General features: G+C 64.2%; 13 protein-coding genes and 1 tRNA gene. 7 read left to right on the top strand and 7 right to left on the bottom strand.

The features are described 5' to 3' along the window. Positions 1-6: 6 nt before the first annotated feature. On the bottom strand, positions 7-1,806 hold the full coding sequence (locus HJD22_RS01565) for a thiamine pyrophosphate-requiring protein (RefSeq protein ID WP_208655437.1): 1,800 nt from the start codon (positions 1,804-1,806) through the stop codon (positions 7-9). 197 nt (positions 1,807-2,003) lie between these two features. Between HJD22_RS01565 and HJD22_RS01560 the strand changes: the two genes are divergently transcribed. Then, positions 2,004-3,827, top strand: coding sequence for a glycoside hydrolase family 15 protein (locus HJD22_RS01560; RefSeq protein ID WP_208655436.1), 1,824 nt, complete (start codon positions 2,004-2,006; stop codon positions 3,825-3,827). Positions 3,828-3,923: 96 nt separating this feature from the next. Here the strand turns inward: HJD22_RS01560 and htpX are convergent, their stop codons facing one another. From htpX to msrB, 4 genes are all read right to left on the bottom strand, one after another. Next, on the bottom strand, positions 3,924-4,826 hold the full coding sequence (htpX, locus tag HJD22_RS01555; RefSeq protein ID WP_208655435.1) for a protease HtpX: 903 nt from the start codon (positions 4,824-4,826) through the stop codon (positions 3,924-3,926). A 183-nt stretch (positions 4,827-5,009) separates the two neighbouring features. Further along, positions 5,010-6,242: a pyridoxal phosphate-dependent aminotransferase gene (locus HJD22_RS01550; protein ID WP_208655434.1), complete on the bottom strand. Its 1,233-nt coding sequence runs from the start codon at positions 6,240-6,242 to the stop codon at positions 5,010-5,012. A gap of 15 nt (positions 6,243-6,257) precedes the next feature. Next, on the bottom strand, positions 6,258-7,220 hold the full coding sequence (gene ylqF, locus HJD22_RS01545; RefSeq protein WP_208655433.1) for a ribosome biogenesis GTPase YlqF: 963 nt from the start codon (positions 7,218-7,220) through the stop codon (positions 6,258-6,260). Between the two features lie 99 nt (positions 7,221-7,319). Continuing rightward, a complete protein-coding gene (msrB, locus tag HJD22_RS01540) occupies positions 7,320-7,721 on the bottom strand; it encodes a peptide-methionine (R)-S-oxide reductase MsrB (RefSeq protein ID WP_208655432.1) in 402 nt (133 codons plus the stop codon). A 213-nt stretch (positions 7,722-7,934) separates the two neighbouring features. Between msrB and HJD22_RS01535 the strand changes: the two genes are divergently transcribed. The 3 genes from HJD22_RS01535 to HJD22_RS01525 all read left to right on the top strand — a co-directional run bounded on the left by HJD22_RS01535 (position 7,935) and on the right by HJD22_RS01525 (position 10,459). Continuing rightward, positions 7,935-7,993: transfer RNA gene (locus tag HJD22_RS01535), tRNA-Glu, on the top strand. Positions 7,994-8,357: 364 nt separating this feature from the next. Continuing rightward, positions 8,358-9,242, top strand: a complete 885-nt coding sequence (locus HJD22_RS01530; RefSeq protein WP_208656677.1) for a mannosyl-3-phosphoglycerate phosphatase — start codon at positions 8,358-8,360, stop codon at positions 9,240-9,242. Then, positions 9,239-10,459 (top strand): glycosyl transferase, encoded by a 1,221-nt coding sequence (locus tag HJD22_RS01525; protein WP_208656676.1) that lies wholly within the window; start codon positions 9,239-9,241, stop codon positions 10,457-10,459. The genes HJD22_RS01530 and HJD22_RS01525 overlap by 4 nt, the downstream gene beginning before the upstream one ends. Positions 10,460-10,477: 18 nt before the next feature. On the opposite strand, the gene dsbG is transcribed toward HJD22_RS01525, so the two are convergent. Next, the gene (gene dsbG, locus HJD22_RS01520; RefSeq protein WP_208656675.1) at positions 10,478-11,053 is read right to left on the bottom strand and encodes a thiol:disulfide interchange protein DsbG; all 576 of its coding nucleotides are present in this window, start codon (positions 11,051-11,053) and stop codon (positions 10,478-10,480) included. A gap of 117 nt (positions 11,054-11,170) precedes the next feature. Here dsbG and HJD22_RS01515 point away from each other — a divergent pair, with 117 nt between their 5' ends. Further along, positions 11,171-13,459, top strand: a complete 2,289-nt coding sequence (locus HJD22_RS01515) for a cation-translocating P-type ATPase (protein WP_248730055.1) — start codon at positions 11,171-11,173, stop codon at positions 13,457-13,459. Here the strand turns inward: HJD22_RS01515 and HJD22_RS01510 are convergent. Continuing rightward, the gene (locus HJD22_RS01510) at positions 13,449-15,224 is read right to left on the bottom strand and encodes a sugar phosphorylase (RefSeq protein WP_208656674.1); all 1,776 of its coding nucleotides are present in this window, start codon (positions 15,222-15,224) and stop codon (positions 13,449-13,451) included. The genes HJD22_RS01515 and HJD22_RS01510 overlap by 11 nt on opposite strands. Positions 15,225-15,367: 143 nt before the next feature. On the opposite strand from HJD22_RS01510, the gene nrdR reads away from it, so the two are divergent. Next, positions 15,368-15,847: a transcriptional regulator NrdR gene (nrdR, locus tag HJD22_RS01505; protein ID WP_208656673.1), complete on the top strand. Its 480-nt coding sequence runs from the start codon at positions 15,368-15,370 to the stop codon at positions 15,845-15,847. Between the two features lie 16 nt (positions 15,848-15,863). Next, positions 15,864-17,003 (top strand): bifunctional diaminohydroxyphosphoribosylaminopyrimidine deaminase/5-amino-6-(5-phosphoribosylamino)uracil reductase RibD, encoded by a 1,140-nt coding sequence (ribD, locus tag HJD22_RS01500; RefSeq protein WP_208656672.1) that lies wholly within the window; start codon positions 15,864-15,866, stop codon positions 17,001-17,003. The last annotated feature ends 23 nt before the right edge of the window (positions 17,004-17,026 follow it).

Raw genomic sequence — 17,026 nt, 5'->3', positions numbered from 1 at the left:
GCCGGATCAATGTTTGCGCAGCTTTGGCACGATCTCACGTGCGAACTGCTTGAACGACGCCTTGACGATACCCAGCGAATCAGGATCGCCATGCAGCAGCGCCGAGAGATAGGCCTGGGCCTGCTCACGCTTGATATGCGGCGGGATCGGCGGTACGTCCGGATCCGTCACCACTTCGAGCACGACCGGGCGGTCGGCGCTCAGCGCACGCTCCCAGGCGCCGGCAAGCGCCTCGGGTTCGGTCACCTTGATCCCCTTCAGGCCGATCATCTCGGCGTATTCGGCATAGGGGAAATCGGGAAGATCCTGCGATGCTTCGTACTTGGGGTCGCCCTCCATTGCGCGCATCTCCCAGGTCACCTGGTTGAGGTCCTGATTGTTGAGCACCATCACCACCAGGCGCGGATCCGACCAGCGCTTCCAGTACTTGGCGATGGTGATCAGTTCGGCGTTGCCGTTCATCTGCATGGCGCCATCACCGACCAGCGCGATGACGGTGCGCTCGGGGTAGGCGAACTTGGCGGCGATGGCGTAGGGGACGCCGTTGCCCATGGTGGCAAGCCCGCCGGAGAGCGACGCCAGCATGCCGCGCCGCAGTTTCAGGTCGCGGGCGTACCAATTGGCCGCGGAGCCCGAGTCGCTGGTTAGGATGCAGTTGTCGGGCAGGCGTGGCGAGAGTTCCCAGAACACCCGCTGCGGGTTGACCGGGTTCGCCTCGGCCATGGCCCGCGCCTCGAGCACTTCCCACCACTGGGCGACGCTCTTCTCGATCTCCTCGCGCCAGGCACGCTCCTGCTTGCGTTCGATGAAGGGTAATAGCGCCTGCAGGGTTGCCGCACTGTCGCCGACCAGGTTGACCTCCATGGGGTAGCGCATGCTGAGCATGCGACCATCGATATCGATCTGCACCCCCCTGGCCTGTCCCTCCTCGGGCAGAAATTCGGAGTAGGGGAAGGTGGAGCCGATCATCAGCAGGGTGTCGCAGTTGGCCATCAGCTCCCAGCTGGGGTTGGTGCCAAGCAGGCCGATCGAGCCGGTCACGAAGGGGAGGTCATCGGGCAGTGCGGCGCGCCCGAGCAGAGCCTTGGCGACACCCGCGCCAAGCATCTCGGCGATCTGGATCACCTCGTCGGTGGCGTTGAGCGCTCCGGCGCCGACCAGGATCGCCACACGCTTGCCCTCGTTGAGCACTGCAGCCGCGCGCTTGAGATCCTCTTCATAGGGCACTGTCCGCGGCATGCTGAAGCCTACGCCGGAGTGAACGGTGCCGTGAGCGTGGGCGGGCGTCTCGACGGCGGGCTGGCTCTGCAGATCGTTGGGGATGATCAGAGCCGTGACGGTGCGTTCGGCCAGCGCAATGCGGATGGCGCGATCGACCAGGTGACGAATCTGCGCCGCGCTCGTCGCCATGTGCACGTACTCGTGGGCGACATCCTTGAACAGTGAGACGAGATCCACCTCCTGCTGATAGCTGCCGCCCATGGCGTCGCGTGCCTGCTGGCCGACGATGGCGACCACCGGCTGGTGATCCTTCTTGGCATCGTAGAGCCCATTGAGCAGGTGGATCGCCCCCGGGCCGGAAGTCGCCGTGCAAATACCCACCTCTCCGGTGAACTTGGCATGGGCGCAGGCCATGAGCGCCGACATCTCCTCATGCCTGGACTGGATGAACTCGAAGCGGTCCCCGGCACGATTCAGCGCCCCCATGATGCCATTACTGCCATCGCCCGGATAACCGAAGATCCGTTTAACGTTCCAGGCGTCGAGACGCTCGAGCAGAAAGTCGCCAACTTGCTTGTCGCTCATTCAAGCCTCCATGCAAAGCGGTTGATGGACCGGCCATGGTCGTAGTGTCAGTCAGGGAACGCGCCGTCGTGATGTTCCGTGCCGTTAAAGCGTAGTTCGGGGCGGTGGGGTGGGCAATTGGCAAAGCGTCATGACGGGTTTTGACCATCTTATCTACGCCAGCCAAGCTGATACCACATTGGTAATGAGGTTCCAGGATGGACAATCCCAAGAGAATCGAGGACTACGGGCTGATCGGCAACATGCGTACGGCAGCGCTTATCGATCGACACGCCTCTCTGGAGTGGCTGTGCCTACCACGCTTTGATTCGGAGGCGTGCTGTGCCGCACTGATCGGAGAGCAGCGGAACGGCTACTGGCAAATTCGCCCGGTGGGCGAGATTCGCTCACAGAGCCGCTGCTATCGGGGCGAGACGCTGGTGCTCGAAACGTTGTTCGAGACGCTGGCGGGAAGTGTCGCCATCATCGACTTCATGCCGCTGAGCCGCGAGAGCGATACCATCGTCGATGTGGTGCGCATCGTGGAAGGGCGAAGCGGGCGAGTCGAGATGCAATCCAGGGCGGTGTTCCGCTTCGATTACGGTCATGTCCATCCTTGGGTGCACTGCCGCCGTGAAGGAGTGAGTGCCATTGCAGGCCCCGCTGGGTTGCGCCTGGACTCGCCCATCGAGATGCGGGATCGCCATAACGATATAGAGGCCGATTTCACGATCGAGGCGGGCGAGCGGGTGCCCTTCGTACTCACTTGGTATCACGCCTACAGTGCCGCGCCGGAGCGGCTAGATGCGTGCCAATCTCTCGATGAGACCGAGCGGTGGTGGCTCGAGTGGAGCGAGCGCTGTCAGATCGACGAGACGTTCAGGGAGCCGGTGGTTCGCTCGTTGATCACCCTCAAGGCGCTTACGCATGTCGATACGGGGGGCATCGTCGCCGCACCCACCACCTCACTGCCGGAGGAGATCGGCGGAGAACTCAATTGGGACTATCGCTTCACCTGGCTTCGCGATGTCACCTTCACGCTTTATGCGCTGCTGTCGTCAGGTTATCGGGAAGAGGCCAAGGCCTGGCGGGAGTGGCTGCTACGTGTGGCAGGCGGCGATCCTCGCATGCTGCAGCCGATGTACGGCGTCGGCGGTGAGCGGCGGCTCGACGAACAGGAGATTGTCTGGCTGACGGGTTTCAATGGCTGCCGGCCGGTGCGGGTCGGCAACGAGGCCTATCTGCAGCGCCAGAACGACATCTATGGCCAGGTGATGGATGGCTTGCACCTGAGCCGGCTCGAACACATGGAACCCGACGAGGACATGTGGAACGTGCAGCGGCGTCTGATCGCTTATCTCGAGGATCATTGGCAGGAGAAAGATGCGGGCCTGTGGGAGCTTCGTGGCCCCGAGCAACACTATACCTACTCCAAGATCATGGCGTGGGTCGCAGTCGACCGGGTCATCAAGGATGCCGAAAGCTATCGGCTCGAGGGTGATCTTCCCCGTTGGCGGGCACTCAGGGCACGTATTCATGAAGAAGTGTGTCAGCGCGCCTTCAATCGCGAGCGTAACGCCTTCGTCATGCATTACGACACCGATTCGCTGGATGCCGTGCTGCTGCTGATTCCCCAGATGGGCTTTCTGCCGATAGAAGACCCGCGGGTGGTGGGAACCATCGAGGCGATACAGGCAGAACTTGTCCACGACGGCTTCGTCTATCGCTTTCTCGATGAGAAAAAGCGGGAGAACCTCACGGACGGCGAAGGTGCCTTCCTGCTGTGCTGTTTCTGGCTCGTCGATGCCCTGCTATTACTCGGGCGCAAGGAGGAGGCGCGCGAACTCTTCGACAAGCTGCTGGCGGTGCGCAACGATCTGGGATTGCTGGCCGAGGAGTACCATCCTGTTCATGAATGTCAGCTCGGCAACTTCCCCCAGGCATTTTCCCATGTCGGGCTGGTCAATAGCGCGCACAACCTGAGCCGCCATGAGATGGGGCCGGCCAAGGAGCATAGCAAAGAAGAGGGGAGAGGCCGGTGAAATAGGGGATGGGTTAACGAGAGAAGTCAGGGAGGAAGGAGGGGGATAATAAGGCCCTGCAGCGGCGAAGGCTCGCCGCTGCAGGGCGCTTCTCGCTTACTGGCGGTAAGCGGACTCCTTGAGCGCGCGGATGCGGTCATCCAGCGGCGGGTGGCTAGCAAACAATCGCTCCATCACCTTGCGGGTCTGGCCAGTGGTAATGGCGAACGCGGTCAAGGTATCCGGCATCTGATCGGGCATCTGCGTCTCGGCCTTGAGACGGGCAAGGGCGTTGATCATCGCCCCGGAGCCGGCAAGCTTGGCGCCTGCCGCGTCGGCGCGATATTCGCGGAAGCGCGAGAACCAGGCAACGATCACCGAGGCAACCAGACCGAACACGATCTCGGCGACGATCACCACCGCGAAGTAGCCCATGAAACCGAGGCCAGCGCCATCGCTGCGGCTACGCAGGAAGTTGTCGACCAGGTGAGCGATGGCCCGGGCAAAGAACATCACGAAGGTATTGAGCACACCCTGGATCAGCGCCAGCGTGACCATGTCGCCATTGGCGACGTGGCCGATCTCGTGGGCCAGTACCGCACGCACCTCTTCGGGGCGCATGCGGTTGAGCAGGCCAGCGGAGACCGCCACCAAGGCATCATTCTTGTTCCAACCGGTGGCGAAGGCGTTGGACTGCTGGGCCGGGAAGATCCCCACTTCCGGCGTCTTGATCCCGGCCTCGCGAGAGAGTTCGGCGACGGTATCTACCAGCCACTGCTCGGTGGAGTTGCGCGGCGTCTCGATCACCACCGTGCCGGTGCTGCGCTTGGCCATCCACTTGGAGATGAATAGCGACACCATCGAACCGGCCATGCCAAACACGAAACAGAAGATCAGCAGGCTGGTGAAGTTGATGCCCTGTGCGGAGAGGTAGGGCTCCACGCCCAGCAGCCGCAGCGTAATGCTGGCCACCAGGATCACCGCCAGGTTGGTGGCCAGAAAAAGAATGATTCTCATCATGTTGCAAACTCTCCTGCAGACTTGGAATGCGCGCCCGACGACTACGGCGATGACCTTACGGTAACTGGCGAGTGGCCGGGCTTATTTTTGCCGAGTTAGATATGGCCTGCGGCGCGAGGTTTCAAGCGCCGCCGCTTTTTTCATCATTCATCCTTGATTGCCTGCGCTTGCAGGCCTTGATCGTTATTGGCGATAACGTGCCAGGAACGTGCCGAAACGCTCCAGCGCATCGCCGAGCTGCTCTGCCCAAGGCAAGGTGACGATGCGCACATGGTCCGGCTCCGGCCAGTTGAAGGCGGTACCTTGTACCAGCAGGATCTTCTCCTGCAGCAGCAGGTCGAGCACCAGCTTGGCGTCGTTGGTGATCGGATAGACCTTGGGATCGAGCTTGGGAAAGGCGTAGAGCGCCCCCTTGGGCGTGACGCAGGAGACCCCCGGGATAGCGTTGAGCTTCTCCACGGTAATATCGCGCTGGGCACGCAACCGGCCGCCGGGCAGGATCAGGTCGTTGATCGACTGATAGCCGCCGAGCGCGGTCTGGATGGCATGCTGGGCGGGTACGTTGGCGCACAGACGCATCGAGGCGAGCATGTTCAGCCCTTGGATGAAATCGCTGGCGCGCGGCTTGGCGACGTTGCCCGAGAGAATCATCCAGCCGGAGCGAAAGCCGGCGCAGCGGTAGCTCTTGGAGAGGCCATTCATGGTGACCACCAACTGGTCGTCGGAAGCCAGGGCGCCGGTGGAGACGTGTTCGACCTCGTCGTAGAGAATCTTGTCGTAGATCTCGTCGGAGAAGACCACTAGGTCGTGCTCGCGGGCGATGTCGAGCAGCTCGCTGATCACCGCCGGTGGATAGACTGCGCCGGTGGGGTTGTTGGGATTGATCAGCACGATGGCTCGGGTATGACTGGTGACCTTGGCGCGGATATCGGCCATGTCAGGCGCCCAGTCGGCCTGCTCGTCGCACATGTAGTGGACCGGGCGGCCACCTGACAGGTTGGCCGCGGCGGTCCAGAGCGGATAGTCGGGTGCTGGAATCAGCACTTCATCACCGTCGTTCAAAAGCGCCTGCATGGCCATCACGATCAGCTCGGAGACGCCGTTGCCGACGTAGATGTCCTCGATGCCTACGCCGGGGATCTGCTTGCGCTGGCACTCCTGCATGATCGCCTTGCGCGCCGAGTAGAGCCCCTTCGAGTCGCAGTAGCCCTGGGCAGTGGCGAGGTTGCGCATCACGTCCTGAAGGATCTCTTCCGGCGCCTCGAAGCCGAACGGCGCCGGGTTGCCGATGTTGAGCTTCAAAATCCGCTGACCCTCCTCTTCCAGGCGCTTGGCGTGGTCGAGCACCGGGCCGCGAATGTCGTAGCAGACGTGGTCTAGCTTGTGGGATTTCCTGATGGGAGTAGAGGTGTCCATGCAGTGTCCGTCAACTCAATTGGCGTTATGGGGCTGGCTTTCGTCGTGCTCGAGGTCATCGACGGGGGGCGGAGGGATATCTTCGGGCGTCTCCAATGTGATCGGCCCCAGCTTGCCGTCGCGCAGCTCATGCAGCAGCACCTCGGCACCGCGGTGCAGATCGACCGCGCCGCCGGGACGCAGCCCACCGCGTTTGCTTGCGATCTCGCGCACGATGGCCATGCCGTCGAAGCCGGCCAGGGCCAGGAAGTCGGGGCGCCTTGGGCCATCGGCCTCGACACTCTCCGCCTCGGGATTGGCCGTGTACGCCGGCAGCGCCTTGAGCTTGTAGCGTGACATCAGGGCGGCGGGGTAGCGCTTGGCAAGCTCTGCCGCGGTGACCATCGCCACATCGAGATACTCGATGGCGGTATCGCGAATCGCCCCGCTGGCGGCCAGGCGGTAAGCGCTGACCTGGTTCTCGATCTTCGGCCACAGCACCCCTGGGGTGTCGATCAGTGCCACATGGCCGTCGATGCGCACCTTCTGTTGGCGCTTGGTCACCGCCGGCTCGTTGCCGGTCTTGGCAATCTTGCGCCCCGCCAGGCCGTTGATCAGCGTCGACTTGCCGACATTGGGGATACCCATCACCATCACACGCACATCGCGATCGGCACGTACCTGGCCGGCCAGCTCGTGGCAGAGGCGGGGAATGCGCTTGAGTTCACGGATGTTGGTGGTGGTGACCGCCAACGCACGAGTATCCTCCAGCGCATCGAAATGCGCTACCCATTCGCGGGTGCGTTCGGGGTCGGCAAGATCCGCGCGCGAGAGAATCTTGAGCACCGGCTTGTGCTCGGTGAGCTCGGCCAGCATTGGGTTGGCGCTGGAATAGGGCAGCCGGGCGTCGAGAACCTCGAGCACCACGTCGATCTCCGGCAGCGCCTCCTTGATCTGGCGGCGCGCCTTGTTCATGTGTCCCGGAAACCAGCCGAGCATTGTCATTCTCCATCACCACAGAAGCGGGCGCCCATTCTAGCAGAGCTGACCCGTTTCAGTGGCGTGGGATCGATCTAAGGTGAGCCACTCGCCGAAGCGCTACTCGCCTGCGTGAAAGCCCAGAGCCACGGAGTTGATGCAGTAGCGCAGGCCTGTGGTCTCAGGCGGGCCGTCGGGAAAGACATGGCCCAGGTGGGCATTGCAGTGCGAGCACACGACTTCGGTACGCTGCATGCCATGGGAGGTGTCCGCATGCTCCTCAACCGAGCCCTTGCCCAGGGGGCGGTCAAAGCTTGGCCAGCCGCAGCCGGCATCGAACTTATGCTCGTTTTCGAACAGCGGCGCCTGACAGCACACGCAGTGATAGATGCCCTGCTCGTCGCTGACCTGATAGTCGCCGCTGAACGGTGCTTCGGTGCCCTTCTCGCGGGTGACACGGTACTGCTCCGGCGTGAGCTGCTCACGCCATTCGGCTTCGTTTTTCTCGACTTTGTTGCGCATGACGGTTTCTCCGGCGAATCGCATGGGTGTGGTAGCGCTTCATGAGACAACGATCGGCGAGACGATTTCCACCCTTGTCGATTACCACAGCGTAGCCCAGGCAGGGATCCAGTGCCGTCGTTCGCGACAGGCGTGCCGGTAGGCGCTTGACAGCTTTCGGGGCGCTCAGTAACATACGCGCCACCTCGTTGAGGCGAAATTGCTGCGTCCCATTCGTCTAGTGGTCCAGGACACCGCCCTTTCACGGCGGGAACAGGGGTTCGAACCTGCTGCACGTCATGTCGTACATCGTCGTAGCGCTGCTGCACGTCATGTCGTACATCGTCGTATCGCGCCTGCAGGGATGAGGTAAGTCTGCTGCTCAGCATGGTAGACCTCCATGGTCATGTTGATTGTTATTCCCTGCATTCGATCAACCTAGCCCAGCGTAGCGGCGTACGCCAGCAATACCATTGGCTGAGAGAGGGTGAGAAGGCACTATATTTGTGCGGTAGCACGCGTGATCATGGTGCAATTAACTGTCCATAACGTGAAACGCTTCTACAGGCCTCTTCAAATGCCGCTGTATCAGGCGCATGGGCAGCTTGGCACGCCACGTGCTAGGTTCACCATAATCACGCAATATGGGAGTGCGTCATGCCGTCCACCGCTTCACCGCCACGCCTGGTCTTCACCGACCTCGACGGCTCGCTGCTCGACCACGACACCTACAGCTGGGCGCCGGCCAGGGCGTGGCTTTCGCGCCTGAAACGCGCCGGTGTGCCGGTGATTCCGGTGACCAGCAAGACCCGCGCCGAGCTGCTCTCGCTGCGCCTGGAGCTGGGGCTGGGCGATGCACCCTTCATTGCCGAGAATGGGGCGGTGATCGGGCTGCCGCCCGCCTGGCAGCATGCCAGGCTCGACCGCGACCCGACCGCGCCGGATGGCTTGTGCATCAAGACGCCGGGGCTGGATATCGACTTCGTGCGCAAGCGCCTGGCGGTGATTCGCGAGCGGATGGGCCTGCACTTTCGCGCCATGGGCGAGATGTCGCTCGATGAAATTATCGCACTGACCGGCTTGCCGGAGCCCGCGGCGCGCCAGGCGCGGGTGCGCGAAGGCAGCGAGCCGTTGATCTGGCAGGAGGATGGCGACGTGGAGGCCTTCCGCCGGGCGCTGGCCGACGATGGGCTGCGCCTGACCCGAGGCGGCCGCTTCTGGCATGTAATGGGTGAAGTACACAAGGGCGATTCGGTGCGCTGGCTGGTCGATCGCTTCGAGGCGCTGCGCGGGTGCACGCCGCATACCCTGGGGCTGGGTGATGGCCCCAACGATGTGCCGCTGCTGGCCGCCGTGGATCTGGCGGTACTGATTCGCGCACGGCACGGGCAGGCGGTCGAGGTCGAGGCAGCGAAGCTCTACCGCAGCGAGGCGTATGGGCCTGAGGGTTGGGCCGAGGGCATTGAGTACTGGTGGGGCGGGGAGATACCCGAGGATGCGTCACATGACGCTGTACACGGCGGCAAGGAGAGCCACCCATGAGCGATTTCTATCAGAACGGCATCATCACCAATTTTCACAACCTGACCCACCGCCCGGTGGAAGCGCTGGAAGCCGACCTGGTGCGTTTCTCGATGCGCCGCCCGATGGGGCTGATCCTGCCTTCGCTCTATTCTGAGCTCGAGGGGCCGGCGCTTTCGCATATCGTCGACGAGCTGGCCAAGGTGCCGTATCTATCGGAGATCGTCATCGGCCTGGATCGCGCCGACCGCGACCAGTTCTTGCACGCCCGCGAGTTCTTCTCGCGCCTCCCCCAGCATCACCGCATCCTGTGGAACGATGGCCCGCGCCTCAAGGCGCTGGATGCCGAGCTCGCCGAGATGGATATCTCGCCCCAGGAGCAGGGCAAGGGGCGCAACGTATGGTTCTGCTCCGGCTACGTGCAGGCCTCGCGGCGTACCGAGGCGGTGGCGCTGCACGACTGCGATATCCTCACCTACGACCGTTCGCTGCTGGCGCGTCTGATCTACCCGGTGGCACACCCCCAGTTCAACTACGAGTTCTGCAAGGGGTACTACTCGCGCATCGCCGATGGCAAGCTCAATGGCCGCGTGGCACGGCTGATGGTGACGCCATTGATTCGTGCCCTCAAGACCGTCTATGGCCCGCTGCCCTACCTGGACTATCTCGACAGCTACCGCTATCCGCTCTCCGGCGAATTCTCGATGCGCACCGACGTGCTCGACGGCATCCGCATTCCCAGCGACTGGGGACTCGAGATCGGCGTGCTGTCGGAGGTGCATCGCAACTACTCCACCAAGCGGCTGTGCCAGGTGGACATCGCCGATGCCTACGACCACAAGCATCAGCCGGTCTCCGAGGACGATCCCAACGGCGGGCTCAACCGCATGAGCCTGGATATCGCCAAGGCGCTGTATCGCAAGCTGGCGACGCTTGGCGTGCAGATCAATGCCGAGAGTTTCCGCACCATCAAGGCGACCTACTACCGCATCGCGCTGGACATGATCGAGACCTACGACAACGATGCGGTCATGAACGGTCTGAAGCTCGACCGGCACAGCGAGGAGCAGGCGGTGGAGCTGTTCGCCGGCAATATCATGGAGGCGGGGGCGGCCTTTCTCGACAACCCCCGCGACAAGCCCTTCATTCCCAGCTGGAACCGCGTGCAGGCGGCAATTCCCGATCTGCTCGAGCGCATGCACGCGGCCGTGGAGCTGGATAACCAAGGTAAGGTGTAGTGTGTAGCCGCTCCAGATTCATTCTTGCAATGCCGAGCCCATGATCCGCTCGAGCTCCTGCTCGTCCGGCAAGCCGTGCGCCATCTCGAGTTCGTCGACATGGTAGATCAAGCTTGGGGTGGCCATGGCGCCAAAACTCTCCATCAATAGATGATTGTCCAGCAAGGCTTCCTCCAGTGCGCGGGGCAGGGTCTCGAGCCGAGGGGTTGTCTCGCCGCGCAGATGAGCGAGCAGCGCTTCGCTGGGGTTCTCCTCTGCCAGCAGCGAGATTGCCGTGCGCGGGCTGTCGCGGGCCATCAGGCCGACCATCACATGGCGCATCTGTACCTTGCCGGCTTCCACCCAGGGGCGTGTCGCTTGCCACAGGCGGTGGCAATAGGGGCAGTAGGGGTCGGTGAAGACATAGATCACCCGTTCGGCGTCGGGCTCGCCTTCGCGAATCCAGGCGCTCGCCTCCAGAGCCGCCCAGGCGGCGGCCGCCTCGTCACTAAGCTGTGCTGCCTCGGTCGGCGCAATCGGCTGAGCCCATGTGGCCGAAAAGGGCAATGCCAGCAGCATGAGCGGCATGAGTAGAGCAAGCAGGTGGCGGCGCATGATCATGACTCCTGTAATGTGCGCCAAGGGTGCCATGAAGCGTTCTCGCTGCACAGTGCTGTCATAGCCGAAGTGGAAAGGTAAGCTGTCCTCTCTGTCGCGCACTAAGGGATCGTCATGCAGGAAGCACGCGCCAATGAGCATATCGGCGATGACGCCGCGCCGAAAATGGATACCGAAGTGCTCTATTCGGTCCACGGCATGTGGTGCACCAGTTGCGCTCAGGCGATCGAAAGCCTGCTTTCGCGCCGGCCTGGCGTTGCCAGCGCCCGTGTCAATTACGTTACCGCCACGGCCTTGGTGGCTGGCCGTGAGGAGGCGGTCACGCTCGAGAAGCTGGCTCCCCGGCTCGAGCGGCTGGGCTATGAGCTGGCACCGCTGGAGGCGGCCAACGATGCCCAGGAGCGGCTGGAAACCGAAAGCCGACACCTGATGCTTCGCCTGATCACTGCCTCGAGCTTCGGGATGTGGACGATGCTCGCTTCGCTGCTGATCTATGCTGGAGCGGTACCCGAGGAGGGTTACAGGGAGCTGATCATGGCGCTGGTCTCCGGCGCCTTTGCGGTGCCGGTGCTCGGCTATGCTGCCATTCCCTTCTATCGCGCGGGCTTTCGTACCCTGCTGGCCGGACGTCCGGGGATGGACGCGTTGGTGACACTGGGGGTCGCCAGTGCCGTCGTAGTGTCGCTATGGCTGTTATGGCGAGGTTCCGCCGAGGTCTATTTCGATACTGCGGTGATGCTGGTGCTGCTGCTGCTGGGAGGGCGCCTGGTCGAGACGCTGAGCCGCTATCGCGGTCTCACCGCCTTGACGCGGCTCTATCAGCCGCCCAAGGAGGTTACCCTGATCGAGCCCGAGGGCGAGCGTCGCAAAGCGCTGGAGCAGGTGGCGGTCGGCGAGCGGCTGCGGGTGGCCAGTGGCGAGCTGCTGCCGCTGGATGGGGAACTTGTCGCCCTTGCCGACCAGACAGGCCAGGCGCTGCTGGATCTCTCGCCGCTCAATGGCGAGAGTCGAGCGGTGACCCGCCGCCCCGGCGATGCGCTCCAGGCGGGGTGTCGCAACCTGGGACCGCCGCTGGTGTTGCGTGTGAGCGCCGCGGCGGGGGAGGGGTATCTCGATCATCTCTATCGACGCATGCTCGAACTGCATGCCCGCAAGGGCGGGCTGCAGCTGCTGGCGGATCGTTTTGCCGCCTGGCTGAGCCCGTTGGCGGTGTTGCTTGCCGTCGCCACGCTGCTGGTGGCGCTGCTGCTTGGCGTGCCCGCCGAGGAGGCCGTGGTACGGGCACTGTCGGTGCTGGTGGTGGCCTGCCCCTGCGCGGTGGGCCTGGCGATCCCCCTGGCGACCATGGCGGCGAGCTCCCGGGCGCTCGAGCAGGGAGTGGTATTTCGCGATCTGGCAGCGATGGAAAGCGCCGGTCATGCACGCTCGGCGGCGTTCGACAAGACCGGCACCTTGACCCTTGGCGACGTCGCCCTTGCCGGCATTGAGCCAGCAGACGGCATGAGCCAGCCGCGCGTACTTGAGCTGGCCGCGCTGGCGGAGTGGGGGAGCGAGCACCCGTTGGGGCGCGCCATTCGCCAGGCCGCGCACGAGCAGGGCGTCGATGCGGCCCAGGCGCCACCCAGCATCGAGGATCACGCCGGGCTTGGACGGCGAGTCGGGCTGGCCGATGGCGGCTGCGTATTGGTCGGTGAACGCGACTGGTTGGTGGGGCAGGGGGTGGACATGCCGCCGCTGCGCGCCGACGAGGAGATCGTCGTCGACGTGGCGCTTGACGGCGAGTGGCAAGGGCGGTTGCGGCTGACCGACCGCCCGGACCCCCAGGCCAGTGCCAGTCTCGCCGAGCTGCGTGCCCAGGGCATGACGCTTGCACTTATCAGTGGTGACCGGGGGCCGGTGGTCAAGCGCATCGGGCGTGCCGTGGGCTTTGCCGAGCGCGAGTGCTTTGCCGCGCAATCCCCCGAGGCCAAGGCGCGCCTGGTCGATGCGCTGCCCCGCCCCTCGCTCTATGTGGGCGATGGCATCAACGATGTGCTGGCGCTGGCTTCATCGAGTGTCGGTGTCGCGCCGCTTGGCGCAAGCCCCCAGGCACGCGATGCCGCCGCCGTTCAGCTCCTGCAGCCGGGCCTCTCCGGTGTGGTCGACGCCTGGCGCATCGCCCGACAGGCACGGCGGGTGATGCACCAGAACCTGGTGCTGTCAGGCGTCTACAACCTGCTGGCGCTGGGGTTGGTGGTATGGATGGCGATTCCGCCGCTGGTGGCGGTGCTGGCGATGGCGGCAAGCTCGTTGAGTGTGGTCGCCAATGCCGCGCGGCTCTCCTGGGGAGAGGCAGACGAGGCGCCGCCACGGCAAGAAACCGCTACCTCTGACGGCGCCATCGCCAAGGCGCTCACTCGCTGACCAGCCACAGGCTGCGGTAGGGACGAAGTTCGCGCGCCTCGGGCTGCCAAGGCTGGCCCTCCAGCAGGTCGAACCACGCGCGCTCGTCGAGTTCGGGAAAGGCGAGTGGCTGGCGCTTGTCGGTGACGTTGTAGATCGCCAGCAAGCACCGTCCGTTGGGCAGCGGCCCACGCTCGATGGCAAGCAGCTGGCTCGGCGTATCGAGCACGCGCTGGGCGGCATCCGGGTGGAAGCATGGCTCGTTGCGGCGAATGTCCAGGCGCCGCTTGAGCGCCAGGAACACCTCCCGGGTGGGCGTGTTGCGGCTGTCGAGCAGCTCGTCGAGATCCTCGCGCTCCCAGCGGCGGCGATTGATAGAGCGCAGGTGTCCGCTGCGCTCGACCCCTTCCCGGTCGTTGAGCGTGGCGGTCAGCGAGTGGAGATAGAGCGCCGGAATGCCCTGCAGGGCCAGCATCAGGTTCTGGCTGCACAGGAAGCGCTCGGCCTGCCAGGGGTCGGCGCCGCGCCGCGTGCCCTTCAGGGCCTCGAAGAAGGTGATGTTGATCTCGTAGGCCGAATCCTTGCCGTCAGGATTGGCCTTCATGCTCACGAACCCGCCGAAGCGGTGCATCAGCTCGAGCAAGGCCTCGACCTCGTGGCTCGGCAGCAGCCCTTCCAGAGCGCGTACGCCGATGCCGTCGTGGCTGGCGGTGAAGTTGAGGTAGCTGCACCCCGGCGGCAGGTTGGGCAGCCCGCGCAGCCAACTCGACAGCGTGGTCGCCTCGCCGCTGGTCAGGGTATGCACGAGCAGCGGCGGCAGAGTGAACTGATAGACGATATGCGCCTCGTCGGGTTGCGTTCCCTCCTCCTCGGCAAGCTCCAGGCGCAGGTAGCTGAGATTCTCGCGATGGGGCACGTTGGTCTCGGTGACCAGCAGCGTGCCCGGCGCCAGATGATCGAGCAGGGCGCGCAGTAGGCGCACGATAGCGTGGGTCTGTGGCAGATGAATGCAGGAGGTGCCGACTTCCTTCCAGAGGAAGGCGATGGCGTCCAGACGAATGATGCGTGCCCCCTGCTCGACGTAGAATAGCAGGATGCCGATGAACTCCAGCAGTACGTCGGGATTGGCGAAGTTCAGGTCGATCTGGTCCTCGGAGAAGGTCGCCCAGAGGTGCCGGGTGCCGCGTCGGGTGGCGATCGGCACCAGCAGCGGCGAGTTGCGCGGCCGGGTGACCTGGGAGAGATCGGTGGTCGGGTCCATCTCGATGAAGTAGTCGCGTCCCGGCTGGCTGCCCGCCAGGTAGTCGACGAACCACAGCGATTCGCGGGAGACGTGGTTGATCACCAGGTCGACCATCAGGTCACGGTGGCTGGCCAGGCGCTGCACGTGGGACCAGTCGCCCAGGGCCGGGTTGACCTCGCGGTAGTGGACCACGGAAAAGCCGTCATCGCTGCTCCAGGGGAAAAAGGGCAGCACATGCACCCCGCTGAAGGTCTCGCCCAGGCGGTTTTCGAGAAATTCGTCGAGCACCTCGAGGGGCGGGCGGTCGCCGTCGATGATCGAATCGCCATAGGTGATCAGCCACTGATCGCGTTCGCTCCACAGCGGACGGCTCTCCCCGGCCCGGCCCGCGAGTGCCTGGCGATGGTGGGGCAGCATCTTCGTCAGCCGTCGCAGCACCTCAGCGGCGCGTTGCCCATAGACCTCCTCGAGGCGGGCCTTGGCCAGCGAGAGAAATTCGGATTCGGCAAGAGGCCTGACGGGAGGAGTCGAAGGGTCGGACATGAAGGTCTCCTGAAGCTTGCGACATTTGACTCAGCATAATGCACAACGCATGCCATGCGCTGGGCGCATTCGCTTCGAGCCGGTACACTGATCGCATCATTTCGGGCGGATTAACCTTTTTACGACATCGGAAGTAACGACTGATGCATTGCCCCTTTTGCGGTAAGCATGACACCAAGGTCACTGATTCGCGCCTGGTCGCCGAAGGCGATCAGGTTCGCCGCCGCCGCCAATGCGTGGATTGTGGGGAGCGCTTCACCACCTACGAAACGGCCGAGCTGGTCATGCCGAGGGTAGTGAAAGGCGACGGCTCGCGGGAGAGCTTCGACGAGGCGAAGCTGCGGGCCGGCATGCTGCGGGCACTGGAGAAGCGCCCGGTGAGTGCCGAGTCGATCGAGGCGTCAGTGCAACGCATTCGCCAGCGGCTGCGTGCACGGGGCGAGCGCGAGATCGAGGCTCGCGAGATCGGTGAGGAGGTGATGCACGCATTGAAGCGTCTCGATCAGGTGGCCTATATTCGATTCGCCTCGGTCTATCGGCGCTTTCAGGATATCGACGAGTTTCGTGCCGAGATCGATCGTCTGGCCCAGGAGCCGAACCTTTCACCCAACGACGAACACTGAACCCCCCGGAGAGTGCATGGCCAAGCCGACCGCGGAAACCTTCATGGCAAGAGCGCTGACGCTTGCGCGGCGTGGCCTGTATACCACCGACCCCAACCCCCGCGTCGGCTGCGTGCTCGTCAACAAGGAGCAGGTGGTGGGCGAGGGGTATCACGTGCGGGCCGGCGAGCCCCACGCCGAGGTGAACGCGCTGCGCGAGGCAGGCGGGGCGGCCCAGGGTGCTACCGCCTATGTGACGCTCGAGCCCTGCTCGCATCATGGCCGCACGCCGCCCTGCGCCCAGGCCCTGATCGATGCCGGCGTCACCCGGGTGGTGGCGGCCATGCAGGACCCCAATCCCGAAGTGGCCGGGCGTGGCCTGGCGATGCTCCGCGAAGCGGGGGTCGAGGTCGAATGCGGCCTGCTCGAGTCGGAGGCCCGGGCGCTCAACCCCGGCTTCATCTCGCGCATGCTGCACAACCGCCCCTTCGTGCGGTTGAAGATGGCAATGAGCCTGGATGCCCGCACCGCGATGAGCTCTGGCGAGTCGCAGTGGATCACGGGCCCGGCGGCGCGCACCGAGGTGCAGCGGCTGCGGGCACGTTCCAGCGCGGTGATCAGTGGCGTGGATTCGATCATCTTCGACAATGCCAGGCTCACCGTGCGTGCCGACCAGCTCGATCTCGAAGACGCCGACAGGATCGCCCTTCGCCAGCCGCTTCGGGTGGTGGTCGACTCCTCTTTGCGGATGCCATTGGCGGCGGCCTGCTTGCGCGAGCCCGGGCGCACCCTGGTTGCCACTTGCAGCCGAGACGATGCCCGCCGCGAGCGGCTCGAGTATGCCGGTGCCGAGGTGCTGGTGCTGCCATCGAGCGAGGCGGGGCGTGTCGATCTCGATGCGCTGCTGCGCTACCTGGCCTCTCAGGAGGCGGCCAATGAGGTACTGATCGAGACCGGGGCGACCCTTGCCGGCGCCATGCTCGAGGCCGAGCTGGTCGACGAACTTCAACTGTTCGTGGCGCCCACCCTGCTGGGGGGCGAGGCGCGGCCGCTGTTCGAGCTGCCGGGGCTTGAGCGTATGGCCCAGCAGCGTGCACTGGAGATACTCGATATCCGCGCCATTGGTCGCGACTGGCGTGTCACTGCCCGCCCGCAGCGGCATCTGCAGGAGATATAGCGGAGTGCACCGCTATCTACTGG

The organism is Halomonas sp. TA22 (genome assembly GCF_013009075.1).
Classification (GTDB): Bacteria; Pseudomonadota; Gammaproteobacteria; order Pseudomonadales; family Halomonadaceae; genus TA22.
The sequence above is the reverse complement of the archived record's forward strand: the minus strand, read 5'-3'. Positions and strand labels throughout refer to the sequence as shown.